Source organism: Pseudomonas sp. ADAK2 TE3594 (genome assembly GCF_053628675.1).
In genome coordinates this window covers 4,829,021-4,843,936 of the sequence record NZ_JBRJGV010000001.1, presented here as the reverse complement: position 1 = coordinate 4,843,936, position 14,916 = coordinate 4,829,021, and the positions used below count along the sequence as shown (strand labels likewise).

General features: G+C 59.2%; 13 protein-coding genes and 1 pseudogene. 6 read left to right on the top strand and 8 right to left on the bottom strand.

Going from position 1 to position 14,916, the window contains the following annotated elements; translation table 11 throughout:
• Nucleotides 1-52 precede the first annotated feature (52 nt).
• Nucleotides 53-1,606, bottom strand: coding sequence for a nitric oxide reductase transcriptional regulator NorR (gene norR, locus AB7M22_RS21590; RefSeq protein WP_454187735.1), 1,554 nt, complete (start codon nucleotides 1,604-1,606; stop codon nucleotides 53-55).
• A 147-nt stretch (nucleotides 1,607-1,753) separates the two neighbouring features.
• On the opposite strand from norR, the gene hmpA reads away from it, so the two are divergent.
• Both hmpA and AB7M22_RS21580 read left to right on the top strand, forming a co-directional pair.
• The gene (gene hmpA, locus AB7M22_RS21585; protein WP_454187734.1) at nucleotides 1,754-2,935 is read left to right on the top strand and encodes an NO-inducible flavohemoprotein; all 1,182 of its coding nucleotides are present in this window, start codon (nucleotides 1,754-1,756) and stop codon (nucleotides 2,933-2,935) included.
• 235 nt (nucleotides 2,936-3,170) lie between these two features.
• Complete coding sequence (locus AB7M22_RS21580; RefSeq protein WP_454187733.1) at nucleotides 3,171-3,947, top strand: ABC transporter substrate-binding protein; 777 nt, start codon at nucleotides 3,171-3,173, stop codon at nucleotides 3,945-3,947.
• Between the two features lie 123 nt (nucleotides 3,948-4,070).
• On the opposite strand, the gene AB7M22_RS21575 is transcribed toward AB7M22_RS21580, so the two are convergent.
• From AB7M22_RS21575 to AB7M22_RS21555, 5 genes and pseudogenes are all read right to left on the bottom strand, one after another.
• On the bottom strand, nucleotides 4,071-4,712 hold the full coding sequence (locus AB7M22_RS21575; protein WP_038981650.1) for a helix-turn-helix transcriptional regulator: 642 nt from the start codon (nucleotides 4,710-4,712) through the stop codon (nucleotides 4,071-4,073).
• Between the two features lie 100 nt (nucleotides 4,713-4,812).
• Nucleotides 4,813-5,940, bottom strand: coding sequence for an NAD(P)/FAD-dependent oxidoreductase (locus tag AB7M22_RS21570; protein ID WP_454187732.1), 1,128 nt, complete (start codon nucleotides 5,938-5,940; stop codon nucleotides 4,813-4,815).
• 150 nt (nucleotides 5,941-6,090) lie between these two features.
• Nucleotides 6,091-7,038, bottom strand: coding sequence for an ornithine cyclodeaminase family protein (locus AB7M22_RS21565; protein WP_454187731.1), 948 nt, complete (start codon nucleotides 7,036-7,038; stop codon nucleotides 6,091-6,093).
• Nucleotides 7,039-7,178: 140 nt separating this feature from the next.
• A complete protein-coding gene (gene rhlB, locus AB7M22_RS21560) occupies nucleotides 7,179-8,666 on the bottom strand; it encodes an ATP-dependent RNA helicase RhlB (protein WP_008014451.1) in 1,488 nt (495 codons plus the stop codon).
• An 85-nt stretch (nucleotides 8,667-8,751) separates the two neighbouring features.
• Nucleotides 8,752-9,409, bottom strand: a pseudogene (locus AB7M22_RS21555) (alpha/beta hydrolase).
• 469 nt (nucleotides 9,410-9,878) lie between these two features.
• Here AB7M22_RS21555 and AB7M22_RS21550 point away from each other — a divergent pair.
• The 4 genes from AB7M22_RS21550 to AB7M22_RS21535 all read left to right on the top strand — a co-directional run bounded on the left by AB7M22_RS21550 (nucleotide 9,879) and on the right by AB7M22_RS21535 (nucleotide 14,040).
• On the top strand, nucleotides 9,879-10,910 hold the full coding sequence (locus tag AB7M22_RS21550; RefSeq protein WP_007905487.1) for an amino acid ABC transporter substrate-binding protein: 1,032 nt from the start codon (nucleotides 9,879-9,881) through the stop codon (nucleotides 10,908-10,910).
• 65 nt (nucleotides 10,911-10,975) lie between these two features.
• Complete coding sequence (locus tag AB7M22_RS21545; protein WP_008004931.1) at nucleotides 10,976-12,157, top strand: amino acid ABC transporter permease; 1,182 nt, start codon at nucleotides 10,976-10,978, stop codon at nucleotides 12,155-12,157.
• A gap of 10 nt (nucleotides 12,158-12,167) precedes the next feature.
• Nucleotides 12,168-13,265 (top strand): amino acid ABC transporter permease, encoded by a 1,098-nt coding sequence (locus AB7M22_RS21540; RefSeq protein WP_454187730.1) that lies wholly within the window; start codon nucleotides 12,168-12,170, stop codon nucleotides 13,263-13,265.
• A 10-nt stretch (nucleotides 13,266-13,275) separates the two neighbouring features.
• On the top strand, nucleotides 13,276-14,040 hold the full coding sequence (locus tag AB7M22_RS21535) for an amino acid ABC transporter ATP-binding protein (RefSeq protein ID WP_007905492.1): 765 nt from the start codon (nucleotides 13,276-13,278) through the stop codon (nucleotides 14,038-14,040).
• Between the two features lie 65 nt (nucleotides 14,041-14,105).
• Here the strand turns inward: AB7M22_RS21535 and AB7M22_RS21530 are convergent, their stop codons facing one another.
• Complete coding sequence (locus AB7M22_RS21530) at nucleotides 14,106-14,594, bottom strand: type II toxin-antitoxin system MqsA family antitoxin (protein ID WP_007905494.1); 489 nt, start codon at nucleotides 14,592-14,594, stop codon at nucleotides 14,106-14,108.
• On the bottom strand, nucleotides 14,591-14,902 hold the full coding sequence (locus tag AB7M22_RS21525) for a type II toxin-antitoxin system MqsR family toxin (RefSeq protein WP_454187729.1): 312 nt from the start codon (nucleotides 14,900-14,902) through the stop codon (nucleotides 14,591-14,593). Before AB7M22_RS21525 ends, AB7M22_RS21530 begins: the two co-directional genes overlap by 4 nt.
• Nucleotides 14,903-14,916: the final 14 nt, after the last annotated feature.

Genomic DNA, 14,916 nt, shown 5'->3' with positions numbered 1-14,916 from the left:
CGAATGGGGGCAAGCCCCCTCGCCACAGAAGTAACTAACCATGATGTCGGGGTTACTTCATCCCCAACCGCTTGGCCATTCGCCCAAGGTTCGCCCGATCCAGGCCCAGCTCCCGCGCCGCGCTGGCCCAGTTGTTCTGGTGCCGTTGCAGGCAAGCGCTGATCAGTTGGCGCTGATAATGCTCGGTGGCTTCACGCAAGTCCCCTGAAATTAACGCAACCGTTGGCGAAGCATCCACCGGTTCTGGCGCGGGTTCAACGCTGCCATTGGGCAAATCCAGATCCGCCGCGCTCAAGCTGAGAATCTTCGGCCGTTGTTTGCAGTTGCCCAAGGCCTTCAGCGCGCTGCGACCAATCAAATGCTCCAGCTCCCGCACGTTCCCCGGCCAGTCATACGTCAACAATGCCGCTTGCGCATCGCTGGTCAGGCGCAGGCTGTTGAGGCCCATGCGTGAGCGGTTTTGTTCCAGGAAGTAGCCGCTGAGCAGCAGCACATCCCGACCGCGATCACGCAGTGCGGGCACCAGCAGCGGGTAAACGCTCAGGCGATGATAGAAGTCGGCACGGTAGCGACCGCTGCGCACCTCTTCGGCGAGGTCGCGGTTGGTCGCTGCGATCAATCGCACGTCGACCTGATGTTCCTTGTCTGAGCCCAGGCGCTGTAATTGCCCGCTCTGCAGCACCCTCAACAATTTGGCTTGAACCGTCAGCGACAGTTCGCCCACTTCATCGAGAAATAGCGTGCCGCCATTGGCCAGTTCGAACTTGCCGCGCCGATCGTTCGTTGCCCCGGTGAAAGCACCGCGCACATGGCCGAACAATTCACTCTCCACCAGCGTGTCCGGCAGGGCGGCGCAATTGAGGCTGATGATGGGTTTGTCGGCCCGTGGGGACGCGGCGTGGATGGCTTGGGCCACCAGCTCTTTGCCGACTCCGGTTTCGCCGGTGATCAGCACCGTCAGGTCGCTGCCGCCCACCAGGCTGATCTCTTCCACCAGTCGTTTGTAAGTCTTGCTCTGGCCGATCATTTCGCGGTTCTGCTGGCCGCTGGCCTGACGGTAAACCTCGGCGCGCTGATGTTCGTCCTCGACGCGATTGGCCAGCCGTTCGATGCGCTCGGCGGCGTTGACCGTGGCGGCGGCGAGGCTGGCGAAGGCTTGCAGGGCGTCCAGTTCGATCGGTTCGAAACGTTCAGGGTCGAGCGCGTCGAGGGTCAGCAAACCCCACGGGCGCTCGTCGATGAACAGCGGGCAGCCCATGCAGTCGTGGACTTCCAGGTGTTCGTGAAGGCCATCGACCAGGCCGTCATAAGGATCGGGCAAATCGCTGTCGGCGGCGAAGCGAGTCGGGCCGGGGCTGCTGAGCAGCGCTTCGAAGCGCGGGTGTTCGCTGACCTTGAAACGTCGACCGAGGGTGTCGGTGCTCAACCCATCCACGGCCAGCGGCACCAGCCATTCGCCGTCGAGTCGCAGCAGGGCGGCGGCATCGCAAGGGAGCAGGGCGCGCATGGCTTCGAGCAGGCGCCGGTAGCGCTCACCTTCGGGCAGTTCGCGGGACAGGTCGGAGACCAGGGGCAGCAGGGTCGTGAGCAGTAATTTTGCAGTCATAATGACTCCGTGTAGTCGGTATGACTATAAAGCGGCGTGTGTCGATATGACTACTGTGTTTTTAACTTGTTGATTTATAAGGTTTTAATTGTTGGCATGGAAACTGATACGTAAAGGTTATTCATATAAAGCCCAGGAGTTGCTCTTATGCTTAGCGTTCAAGACCGTGCCATCGTCAAGTCCACCGTGCCGTTGCTGGAAAGCGGCGGCGAAGCGTTGATCACTCACTTCTACCGCATGATGCTCTCCGAATATCCGGAAGTCCGCCCGCTGTTCAACCAGGCCCACCAGGCCAGCGGCGATCAGCCTCGCGCCTTGGCCAACGGTGTATTGATGTATGCGCGGCACATCGACCAGCTCGATCAGTTGGGCGACTTGGTGTCCAAGATCATCAACAAGCACGTGGCCCTGCAAATCCTCCCGGAACATTACCCGATCGTGGGTAGCTGCCTGTTGCGAGCGATCTCCGAAGTGCTGGGCGAAGAGATTGCCACGCCTGAAGTGATGAGTGCCTGGGGCGCGGCCTACGGTCAATTGGCCGAGATCCTGATTGGCGCCGAAGCCAGCATCTACGATCAGAAAGCCCAGGCGCCGGGCGGCTGGCGTGGTACGCGGGAGTTCATCGTGGCGGCCAAGGTCGAGGAGAGCGCGGAAATCATCTCGTTCTACTTCGAACCGGCGGACAAGGGCCCGATTCTCGCGGCAGAGCCTGGCCAGTACATCGGCATGAAACTGATCCTCGATGGCGAAGAAATTCGACGTAACTATTCGCTGTCGGCGCTGGCCAACAAGGGCCAGTACCGCATCAGCGTCAAGCGCGAAACCGGCGGCCGTGCTTCCAACCATTTGCACGATCAACTGCATGTTGGCGCGAGCATCCTGCTGTTCCCGCCAGCGGGGGATTTCACCCTGACCGCCAGCGATAAACCGCTGGTGCTGATCAGTGGCGGCGTCGGCATCACCCCGACGCTGGCGATGCTCGAAGCGGCGCTGGCGACCGAGCGGCCGGTGCACTTTATCCACTGCGCACGCAACGGTAGCGTGCATGCTTTCCGTGACTGGATCGATGGCCTGGCCGAGCGTCATCCGCAGCTCAAGCGTTTTTATTGCTATGCCGAAGACGATGGGATCAGCCCGGCGGCGGACAAGGTTGGCCTGTTGAGCCAAGAGCAACTTGGCGAGTGGTTGCCAAAAGAACGCGATGTTGATGCGTACTTCCTGGGGCCTAAAGGCTTCATGGCGGCGATCAAGCGTCACCTCAAGGCCTTGGGTGTGCCAGAGAAGCAGAGCCGTTACGAGTTCTTCGGGCCGGCTGCCGCGCTGGAATAACGCTCTGGGCGGTTTCCGAGGGCCGGGTCGGTGTTTCGCTTGTTCGCGAAGCACCGACCCGGCCTTTTTTGCATTTGGCTAGCACCCGACCAGAGGCCGGATATGACGCCGCCTACCTGATTGACGGAAAATACATAAAAGTCCAGTATGGAATTCTAAGTACAAAAAAGGTTTCCCCCGTTTCAGCTTTTTCTTCTGTCTTGCCAAACCAACAACAACCCGCGAGAGAACGAATATGAAGAAATTCCCCCTCATCACCGGTCTGGCCCTGAGCCTGTTGGCGTGCAGTAGCTTGTTTGCCGCCGAGAAAGACCTGCGTATCGGTATCGAAGCGGCTTATCCGCCGTTTGCGTCGAAAACCGACAAAGGCGAGATTGTCGGCTTTGACTACGACATCGGCAATGCGCTGTGCGCGCAGATGAAGGTCAAGTGTGTGTGGGTCGAAGGCGAGTTCGACGGTCTGATTCCTTCCCTGAAGGTGAAGAAAATCGACATGGCGCTGTCGTCCATGACCATTAACGAAGACCGTAAGAAGTCGGTGGACTTCACCCACAAATACTACTTCACCTCATCGCGTCTGGTGATGAAGGACGGGGCGGTAGTGGATGATCAGTACGCCAGCCTCAAGGGCAAGAACATCGGCGTGCAGCGCGCAACCACCACTGACCGTTACGCCACCGAGGTTTTCGAACCCAAGGGCATCAACGTCAAGCGCTACGGCAACAACGAAGAAATCTACATGGACCTGGCCGCCGGTCGTCTCGATGCGATTTTTGCCGACACCATTCCACTGAATGACTTCCTGTCGATGCCGCGTGGCAAGGGCTATGCGTTTGTCGGGCCGGAATTGAAAGACCCGAAATACGTGGGTGAAGGCGCCGGGATTGCGGTGCGCAAGGGCAACGCGCAGTTGGTGGCGGATCTGAACAAGGCGATCGATGACATTCGCGCCAGTGGCGAGTATCAGAAGATTTCGCAGAAGTATTTCAAGTCGGATATTTACGGCGATTGATCGATCGCCATCGCGGGCAAGCCCGCTCCCACAGGTTTAGCGGTGTACTCATGTTTGTGCACGACACGGACACTGTGGGAGCGGGCTTGCCCGCGATGAGGCCGGAATAGTCACTGCAAATCTTTAGCCCTTCAATTCCTTCAAATGCTTGTACACCGTCGCCCGCCCCATGTTCAGCACATTGGCCACATAGTTGGAAGCGCTTTTGCCTTTGAAGGCGCCTTCGGCGTGCAGCGCCAGCACCAGTTCGCGTTTGTGGTCGCGGGTCAGCACATTCAGGCTCAACTGACGCTCGCGCAGCCAGGCGTGCAGAAAGGTGTTGATCCGTTCCTGCCAGTCATCGCGAAACAGTGAGTCCGGTTGCGGGATCAGCTTGGTCGGCGACAGGAACAAATCCAGCGCCGCTTTCGCATTCTCGAACAGCGAGATATTCAGGTTGATGCACAGCACCGCCAGCGGACGACCCTCGCTGTCGCGCAGCACGCTGCTGAGGCTGCGAATCTTCTGGCCGTCCCAGTTGAGCTTTTCATACGGCCCGATGTTTCGTTCGCTGACCTCTTCGCTGAGCATGTCTTCCAGCGACGAGTCGTCGCCGATTTCCCGTTTGGACAGGTTGTTGGCGATGTAATCGACCTTTTGCGTGCGCAGGTCGTGCAGCACCACCTCGGCGTGAGGGAAGAACAACGTGGCGATCGCATCGGCAATCGCGCGAAAGTTGTCCATGGACGTAGCGTCCAGGGCCGAGTCTTTTTCAGGTGCGTTCATACAGTGGAACTCCAGGCAGCGTCAGCGCCCCGTTAAAAAGGGGGGCACTGGAAGTTTGCCGCAATCGTGTGGACACGTCACCCGACGGGCAGGGTCAGGATCAACCCAGGCGTGCGGGGGAGAGCATCTCGGCGTCCAGGCCGAAACGGGTGAGCTGCTCGGGCAAGGCTTCGCCGCGTACCAGTGCCGCGCTGGCCTGGCCCATGGCTGGCGACGTCTGGATGCCGTAGCCGCCTTGCGCCGCGACCCAGAACAGCCCCGGCACCTGCTGATCGAAGCCGGACAGCAAATCCCCGTCGCGCACGAAACTGCGCAGGCCAGCCCAGGTGCGGGTCGGGCGGCGGATGGTCAGGGTGGTGGCTTCTTCGATCTGGTAAATGCCCATGGCGATGTCCAGCTCTTCGGGCTGCACGTCGTGCGGTTCTACTGGGTCGGCGTTGGCCGGTGAGCCGAGGAACATGCCGGCGTCGGGCTTCATATAGAAGGATTCATCGAGGCTGACCAGCATTGGCCAGTCATGGATATCCAGGCCCTCGGGGCCGGCAAAGATAAAGGCTGCCCGACGCTTGGGTTGCAAACCCAGCGGTTTGGCGCCGGCCAGCTCGCCAATTTTGTCGGCCCAGGCACCGGCGGCGTTGATGATGATCGGGGCGCTGAAGGTCTGAGTGTTGGTTTGAGCCTGCCATTGCCCTTGGGCATCACGGCTCAGGCTCAACACTTCGCTGTCGGTATGAACCTCACCTTTATTGCGTCGGATACCGCGCAGATAGCCCTGATGCAGGGCGTCGGTATCGATGTCGCTGGCGGTCGGGTCGTAGATCGCGCCATGGACTTTTTCCCGACGCAGTATCGGCAGGCGCGCACAGGCTTCGTCGGCGCTCAGCTGTTGCATTTCTGGCACCGTGGCTTTGGCGCTCAGGTATTGATTGCTCAGCTCGGCCGGATCGCCGGTGAAGTCGACGGTCATCTCGCCGCGCGGGGTCAGCAACGGGTGTTCGCAGAAACCGGGCGGCGGTGCGTCGAAGAAGTCGCGGCTGGCCTGGGTCAATGCCCGAACCTGCGGCGTGCCGTAGGCGGCGGTGAACAGCGCCGCCGAGCGTCCGGTGGAGTGGTAGGCCGGATGGGATTCGCGTTCGAGCACAATCACCCGCCCGTGCTGCGACAGCCAGAAACCGGTGGAAGCGCCGGCAATCCCGCCGCCGATGATGATGAAATCTGCCTGGCTCATGAACGTCTCCTGTGGGGGCGCAAATGCCGAAAATTGTGGAATTCCCCTGTAGGAGCGAGGCTTGCCCGCGAAGGCGGCGTATCAGTAAACATAGATTGAGACTGACACACCGCCTTCGCGGGCAAGCCTCGCTCCTACAGGTTTGTGGTGTTAGTGCTGTAGGCGGTAAAGGGCATTGGCCAGTGCGATGTCTTCCAGGCCCAGGCCGATGGAGCGGAAGAACACCGGGCGGTCGTAGTCGGGGCGCTGGACTTTTTCGCTGAGCAAGTCGGGCAGGTCGCCGACAATCGAACGCTTGTCCCAGCCATGCTGCTCACCGGCGATCAGCATCTCGCCGGCCGAGCCCGGGGTGGTCTGACGATAGTCACAGAATACCTGCATGTCATTGAGGCTCTGTGGCGGCACTTCATGGGCGCGTGGGGCGTTGGTGCTGATGGAGGTGATCAGCGCCGGTTTGCTCAAAATTGACGGGTCGATCACCGGGCCGGCGGATGAGGTGCAAAGCATGATCACGTCGGCGTCCTGAATCGCGGCTTCGCAACTGTCGACGAGGGTCAGCCGTGGGGCGAGGCTTTTAAGCTGTGCCAGCGCTTCGGGGTTCTTGCCCTTCAGGCTCGGCGAATAGAGGCTGATGCTTTGCCAGTCCCGCAGGTCCTTGACGTAGTGCAGGTGCGCCTGGGCCACTTTACCGCTGCCGATAATTGCCAGTCGACGGGCCTTCAGTGGGGCGAGGGCATCGACCGCCACCGCCGTCGTCGCGGCGGTACGTGCGGTGGTCAATTCACCGGCGTCGCAGAGCAGCAGCGGCTGACCGGTCTGCATCGACATCAGCAACGTCCAGGCGGTTACCAGCGGGCCTTGTTCGCGCACGATGTAAGGCGACGTCTTGACGCCATAGACCCCTTCTTCGGCCAGCACACCCAGGTAGTTGATGAAGTCCCCGGCCCCCTGCGGGAATTCCACCCACTGTTGCGCCGGTTGCACGGCCTGCCCGGCGGCCAGGTCGCGGAACAGTTTGCGCAGGATCTGCGGCACGTCGACTTGCGCCAGCAGTTCGCGGGCCTGGGGTTGGGTGATCACGTAAGGCGTGCTGGGCATGGTCGGCTCCGGGCGCTGAAAGTAAACTAATTTGTCCATTATGGACTTTTAGTTGTGTTGGGCAAGCTCCTGTTGACAAAAACCGGACGAAAAAAAAGCGCAGTCCGTTTCCGGCTGCGCCTCTTTCTGAAAGGCCCGAGTTACGGGCGCTTGCGCTCAACCGCCCGCAGCAGGTGCGTCGGTGGCGTTTCACAACTGATCTTGCGACCCAGCAGCGCCTCGATGGACGGTAGCTGGTAGGAGTCGTCTTCACCGGCAAAACTGATGGACACGCCATCCGCGCCGGCACGGCCGGTACGACCGATGCGGTGCACGTAGTCGTCCGGGACTTCCGGCAGGGTGAAGTTGATCACGTGGCTGATGCCGTCGATGTGAATGCCGCGACCGGCTACATCGGTGGCCACCAGCACGCGGATCTTGCCTTCGCGGAAACCTTCCAGGGTCTTGATGCGCTTGTGCTGCGGCACATCGCCAGACAGCTGCGCCGCGTTGACGCCATCGCGCACCAGGCGTTCTTCGATGCGCCGCACTTCGTCCTTGCGGTTGGCGAAGACCATTACCCGTTCCCAGCCGTTATCGTTGACCAGGTTGTAGAGCAGTTTGTATTTGTCGGCACCGGCCACCGCGTAGATGTGTTGCTCGACGTTTTCGCTGGCCACGTTCTGCGCTTCGATCTCGACGATCGACGGGTCGGTGGTCCATTGCTTGGCGAGGTTCATCACGTCTTCGGTGAAGGTCGCGGAGAACAGCAGCGTCTGGCGCTCGTTCTTCGGCGGAGTCTGGCGAATGATCTGACGCACTTGTGGGATGAAACCCATGTCGAGCATCCGGTCGGCTTCGTCCAGCACCATCACTTCGACCATGTCCAGGTGCACATCGCCGCGCTGGTTGAAGTCGAGCAAGCGGCCCGGAGTGGCCACCAGGATGTCGCAGTGACGGGCCTCGAGGTGTTTGAGTTGCTTGTCGAAGTCCATGCCGCCGACAAATGTCATGACGTTGAGGCCGGTGTACTTGGTCAGGTCGGCTGCGTCCTTGGCGATCTGTACCACCAGTTCCCGGGTCGGGGCGATGATCAGTGCTCGCGGTTCACCCATGTAGCGCTCTTTGGGCGGCGGGGTTTGCAGCAGCTGAGTGATGATCGAAATCAGGAAGGCAGCGGTTTTGCCGGTGCCGGTCTGGGCGCGACCGATGGCGTCTTTGCCCGCGAGGGTGAAGCCGAGCACCTGCGCCTGGATCGGCGTGCAATACGGAAAGCCCAGGTCCTGAATGGCGTGCATCAGTTCGGGGGCGAGTTTGAAATCGTGGAAGCGGGTTTTGCCTTCCTGGGGTTCGACGACGAAGTCTTCGAGTTTCCAGGGAATAACCGGCGCTTTTGGCTTTGGTTCGCGACGCGGTTTTGCTGGTTTCGGGGCTTCGCTGCGCGGCTGTTCAGAGACAATGGCCGGGGCAGAGGGGGCGGTCGGTGTGGTCACCGGCTCGTGCTTCGGTGCCGCTACGGTTGCGGTCCGGCCAGGCTGATTACCGTCGGTGCGGTGGCTGGGAGTATGAGAAGGAGCGCTGGAGACTGGCGCGAGCTGCTCAGTCTCGCTTTTACCGAACATTTTCTTGAGTGCTTTGAGCACGGTCATCTCATCAATTGGTTAAGGAATATACGCCGGCCAGTGTAATGCAAGAATCGGGCGCGGCGTAGTGGGATGGATCAATGGGTAGCTTTTAACGCAAACGCTCGGCGAGCCAGACGCCCGATGTCACGAATTTCTTCGGGTAACACTTCGTGGCCCATTGGGTATTCCTGCCATGTCACGGTGACACCACGCTGCTTTAAATACTCATAGGCGGTCCGGCCCATGGAGTTTTGCACAACGTCATCGTACTGGCCGTGCAATGACAGCACCGGAATGCGCTGCTGGCTGGCGGAAAGCTCCAGTTCATCACTGAAGGTCGGCGCATAAGTCGAGAGGGCCAGTACGCCCCCCAACGGTCCCTGCCATTTCAGAAAGGCCGTGTGTAATACCACGGCGCCACCTTGGGAAAAACCGGCGATAAAGATGCGCGAGGCGTCTATTCCGCAGGCCTTCTGCTCTTCGATCAAATCAAAGACCCGTTGCGCGGACACTTCCAGCTGCTCGCGGTTGATCGCGCGCGCCGGGCTCATGGCCAATATGTCGTACCAGCTCGGCATTTCGTAGCCGCCATTAATGGTGACGGCGCGAGTCGGGGCCTGGGGCAAAACGAAACGGGTGCTGAGCAGGTTTTCCTGTAGCGCTTCGGCTACCGGCAAAAAGTCGTAGCGGTCGGCGCCCAGCCCGTGCAGCCAGATTACGCAGGCATCTGCGGGCTTGACGGGTTGCAGAATCAAGGGCTCGGTCATGGGTGCTCCATATTTGTGCATGCGCTCTCATTTAAGTGCGAGGTTCGAGTGCGCAACGGGTTGATCAGTTAAGAAGATGTCGCAAGGCTGCAAGTTTTGCTATTGACCTGTCGCTGAATCGCTTTAGCGAGCGGTCTGGTACGGGCTTTGCTATAGGGAAGCCTGTGCAACCAATCTCATGCCTGGCGGTAACACTATCAGTGTACGGCTGGTCGTGGGATAGCAAAGAATCCGGTGATGGATGTTCGCCAAAGGCCGCTACGGGCTTCGCGAACGTGAAAGGGCTACCGCCCGTTCGGCCGATTGGTGAGAAGGGAGTTGTCCATGATGTGGATTTTCTCCTACTAGACTCATAGCGACGGTCCTGCTTCGGTTGACCCTAAAAAAAGCCAACACGGGTCAACAACGCCTCATAAGGGTGCGACAGGGCTCAAGCTCCGACACAACAAGAGCAAAACTGGAGGTTTGAATGAAGATGTTGAAATCCACCCTGGCCATCGTGACTGCAGCCGCAGTGCTCGGTGTCAGTGGGTTCGCTCAGGCGGGTGCAACCCTGGATGCAGTGCAGAAGAAAGGTTTCGTACAGTGTGGCGTGAGTGACGGTCTGCCGGGCTTCTCGGTTCCGGACTCTACCGGCAAGATCGTTGGTATCGATGCTGACTTCTGCCGCGCTGTGGCTGCTGCCGTATTCGGCGACGCGACCAAGGTCAAATTCAGCCAGTTGAATGCCAAGGAGCGTTTCACTGCTCTGCAATCCGGCGAAATCGATGTGCTGTCGCGCAACTCCACCATGACCAGCTCTCGTGACGCGGGCATGGGCCTGAAGTTTCCAGGCTTCATCACCTACTACGACGGCATCGGCTTCCTGGCCAACAGCAAACTGGGCGTCAAGAGCGCCAAGGAACTGGACGGTGCAACCATCTGCATCCAGGCCGGTACCACCACTGAGCTGAACGTCTCCGACTACTTCCGCGCCAATGGCCTGAAATACACCCCGATCACTTTCGACACCTCCGATGAAAGCGCCAAGTCGCTGGAATCCGGTCGTTGCGACGTGCTGACCTCCGACAAGTCCCAGCTGTTCGCCCAGCGCAGCAAGCTGGCCTCGCCGAAGGACTACGTAGTTCTGCCGGAAACCATTTCCAAGGAACCACTGGGCCCGGTCGTGCGTAACGGCGACGATGAGTGGCTGGCTATCGTGCGCTGGACGGGCTATGCCCTGCTCAACGCCGAAGAAGCAGGCGTGACCTCGAAAAACGTCGAAGCTGAAGCCAAGTCCACCAAGAACCCTGACGTCGCTCGTATGCTGGGCGCTGACGGTGAATACGGTAAAGACCTGAAACTGCCGAAAGACTGGGTCGTGAAGATCGTCAAGCAAGTCGGCAACTACGGTGAGATGTTCGAGCGCAACCTCGGCAAGGACACTCCGCTGCAAATCGACCGCGGCCTGAATGCGCTGTGGAACGCTGGCGGCATCCAATACGCACCACCAGTGCGCTGATGGTTCTATCACCCGGCGGGCCAACCGCCGGGTGATGTTCTGTTCCATTATTTCCGGGGCACTTCATGCAAAATTCAATCGGCGCACCAAAGCAGAGGTTCAGCCTCAGCGATCCACGAGTGCGTGCGTGGCTGTTTCAGATCATCACGGTTGTCGCCGTGGTCGGGATGGGTTGGTACCTGTTCGACAACACGCAAACCAACCTTCAGCACCGGGGCATTACCTCCGGTTTCGACTTTCTTGAGCGCAGTGCCGGTTTCGGCATCGCTCAGCACCTGATCGACTACACCGAATCGGACAGCTATGCCCGTGTGTTCGTCATCGGTTTGCTCAACACCCTGCTGGTCACCTTTATCGGTGTGATCCTGGCGACGATCCTCGGATTCATCGTCGGTGTGGCACGGCTGTCGAAGAACTGGATCATTGCCAAGCTGGCGACGGTGTATGTAGAGGTCTTTCGTAACATTCCGCCGCTGCTGCAAATCCTGTTCTGGTACTTCGCGGTGTTCCTGACCATGCCGGGGCCACGCAACAGCCATAACTTCGGCGACACCTTCTTCGTCAGCAGCCGCGGCCTGAACATGCCCGCAGCGTTGGCGGCGGATGGTTTCTGGCCGTTTGTGGTGAGCATCGTCGTGGCCATCGTCGCCATCGTGCTGATGTGCCGCTGGGCCAACAAGCGTTTCGAAGCAACCGGCGTACCGTTCCACAAGTTCTGGGTCGGCCTGGCGATGTTTCTGGTGATTCCTGCGCTGTGTGCCTTGATCTTCGGCGCGCCACTGCACTGGGAAATGCCGGAGCTCAAGGGCTTCAACTTCGTCGGTGGCTGGGTGCTGATCCCGGAACTGTTGGCGCTGACCCTGGCCTTGACGGTTTACACCGCGGCGTTTATCGCCGAGATCGTGCGTTCGGGCATCAAGTCGGTCAGCCACGGCCAGACCGAAGCGGCCCACTCGTTGGGATTACGCAACGGCCCGACCCTGCGCAAAGTGATCATCCCGCAAGCCCTGCGCGTGATCATTCCACCGCTGACCAGCCAATACCTGAACCTGGCGAAAAACTCCTCGCTGGCGGCCGGTATCGGTTATCCGGAGATGGTGTCGTTGTTTGCCGGTACGGTGCTGAATCAGACCGGGCAGGCGATCGAAGTCATTGCCATCACCATGAGCGTGTACCTGGCGATCAGTATCAGCATTTCCCTGCTGATGAACTGGTACAACAAGCGCATTGCGCTGATCGAGCGGTAAGGAAGAGCGCATGACGACTCATACTTTCAAACCCGACATGCCACCACCGAGCAGTAGCATCGGTATCGTGGCGTGGATGCGGGCGCACATGTTCTCCAGCTGGATCAACACCCTGCTGACGCTGTTCGCGTTCTATCTGATCTATCTGATAGTTCCCCCTATCGTGAGCTGGGCGATTCTCGACGCCAACTGGGTCGGTACCACCCGCGCCGATTGCACCAAGGAGGGCGCCTGCTGGGTGTTCATCCAGCAGCGCTTCGGCCAGTTCATGTACGGTTACTACCCGACAGACCTGCGCTGGCGCGTAGACCTGACCGTGTGGCTGGCGGTGATTGGCGTGGCGCCGCTGTTCGTCGCACGCGTTCCACACAAGGCAATCTACGGCCTGAGCTTTCTGGTGCTCTATCCGATCATTGCCTACCTCCTGCTGCACGGCGGCCTGTTCGGTCTGAGCACCGTGGCGACCAGCCAGTGGGGCGGCCTGATGCTGACCCTGGTGATCGCTACCGTCGGTATCGTCGGTGCATTGCCGCTGGGTATCGTTCTGGCCTTGGGCCGGCGTTCGAACATGCCGGCGATTCGCGTGGTCTGCGTGACCTTCATCGAGTTCTGGCGCGGCGTGCCGTTGATCACGGTGCTGTTCATGTCTTCGGTCATGTTGCCGTTGTTCCTGCCCGAAGGCATGAACTTCGACAAACTGCTGCGGGCGCTGATCGGCGTGATCCTGTTCCAGTCGGCCTACATCGCTGAAGTGGTGCGTGGCGGTCTGCAAGCGATCCCCAAAGGTCAGTACGAAGCGGCTGCAGCGATGGGCCTCGGTTACTGGCGCAGCATGGGCCTGGTGATTCTGCCGCAAGCCCTGAAGCTGGTGATCCCTGGCATCGTCAACACCTTCATTGCGCTGTTCAAGGACACGAGCCTGGTGATCATCATCGGCCTGTTCGACCTGCTCAACAGCGTCAAGCAAGCCGCCGCCGACCCGAAATGGCTGGGCATGGCCACTGAAGGCTATGTGTTCGCGGCCCTGGTGTTCTGGATTTTCTGTTTTGGTATGTCGCGCTATTCCATGCATCTGGAACGCAAGCTCGACACTGGCCACAAGCGTTAGGAGTTCTGTAATGAGCGAAGCAATCAAAAAGCCTGTGAGCCCTGAAGGCATTATTCAGATGCAGGGCGTGAACAAGTGGTACGGCCAGTTCCACGTGTTGAAAGACATCAACCTGAACGTTAAACAGGGCGAGCGTATCGTCCTGTGCGGCCCGTCGGGTTCCGGCAAATCCACCACCATCCGTTGCCTCAATCGTCTGGAAGAACACCAGCAGGGCCGCATTGTGGTCGATGGCGTGGAGCTGACCAACGACCTCAAGCAGATCGAAGCGATCCGCCGTGAAGTCGGCATGGTGTTCCAGCACTTCAACCTGTTCCCGCACCTGACCATCCTGCAGAACTGCACCTTGGCACCGATGTGGGTACGCAAGATGCCCAAGCGCAAGGCCGAAGAGATCGCCATGCATTACCTGGAGCGCGTACGCATTCCGGAACAGGCGCATAAATACCCGGGGCAGCTGTCTGGTGGTCAGCAACAGCGTGTGGCGATTGCCCGTGCCCTGTGCATGAAACCGAAAATCATGCTGTTCGACGAACCGACTTCGGCACTCGACCCAGAGATGGTGAAAGAGGTTCTGGACACCATGATCGGCCTGGCCGAAGACGGCATGACCATGCTCTGCGTGACTCACGAAATGGGCTTCGCCCGTACCGTGGCCAACCGCGTGATCTTCATGGACAAGGGTGAAATCGTCGAACAGGCCGCGCCGAACGACTTCTTCGACAACCCGCAGAACGAGCGCACGAAGCTGTTCTTGAGTCAGATTCTGCATTGATTGGCGCTTGGCAGTGAAATAAACCCGGACAGTGTTCCGGGTTTATTTTTGTTCTGCGTATGGGGTCAGGAGGTGAGCTCTGCCTCCCGTTCCGGATGGCGAGCGGCCAATAGTTGTTTGAGGGCGGCACCTTCGTTCAAGACCTGAATTTCAGCCAGCAAATAGGGATGACGATCCAATAGCTGCATTAGTGTGAGTAACGGTTTTGGCGCAGGTAGCTCGCCTCGTTCATACCGCGAAAAAGCATTGTTCCCACCGCCGGACAGCAACTGCACTGCGTTTTTTTGCGTAAGATGGAGTTTACGGCGGATGCGCTTTATCTCGGAGCCGATCAGTTGCAAGCAGTCCTTGAGCAACTGATCGCCTGCTTCCGAATAACGGTCAGCGCTGTCGGTGTCATGATCGAATTCGATTTCTCCGCAAACTCTGCATTCCCAGCCCGCAAGATTGTTAACAAGTCGAGACATTTGTTTGTAATTGACGGAGAGGGTGCGTCCTTCAAAGTGCCCCATTCCATCGTGAGTACCGCAGTTGACGCATTGCTGCGTTCTCATAGGTTTTTCTCCTTGAAGGAGACTACCGGATGTCCACCACCGGGGCGGTAAGACACTTTGATGTAAATCTCCATTCCATGAAATGTTGTGTGATAAACGTCATGCCAGACCCGATGGTCGACATAGGTGGTCATGGATTTGAAGAGCATTCGGCGTTCCAGTGCGCTGGTCGCCTGGATCATTTGGCAGAGGTTTAAGCCCTTGTCATTGCCCGATTCCAGAGCCCGCCGGGTGAATGCCTTTCTGCCCAGCCTGACAATCTCCGCCTTGACCACTGCCAAGTCGTAGTGGGGGGTATTCTTTTCCATAAGAAGCCGCTTGC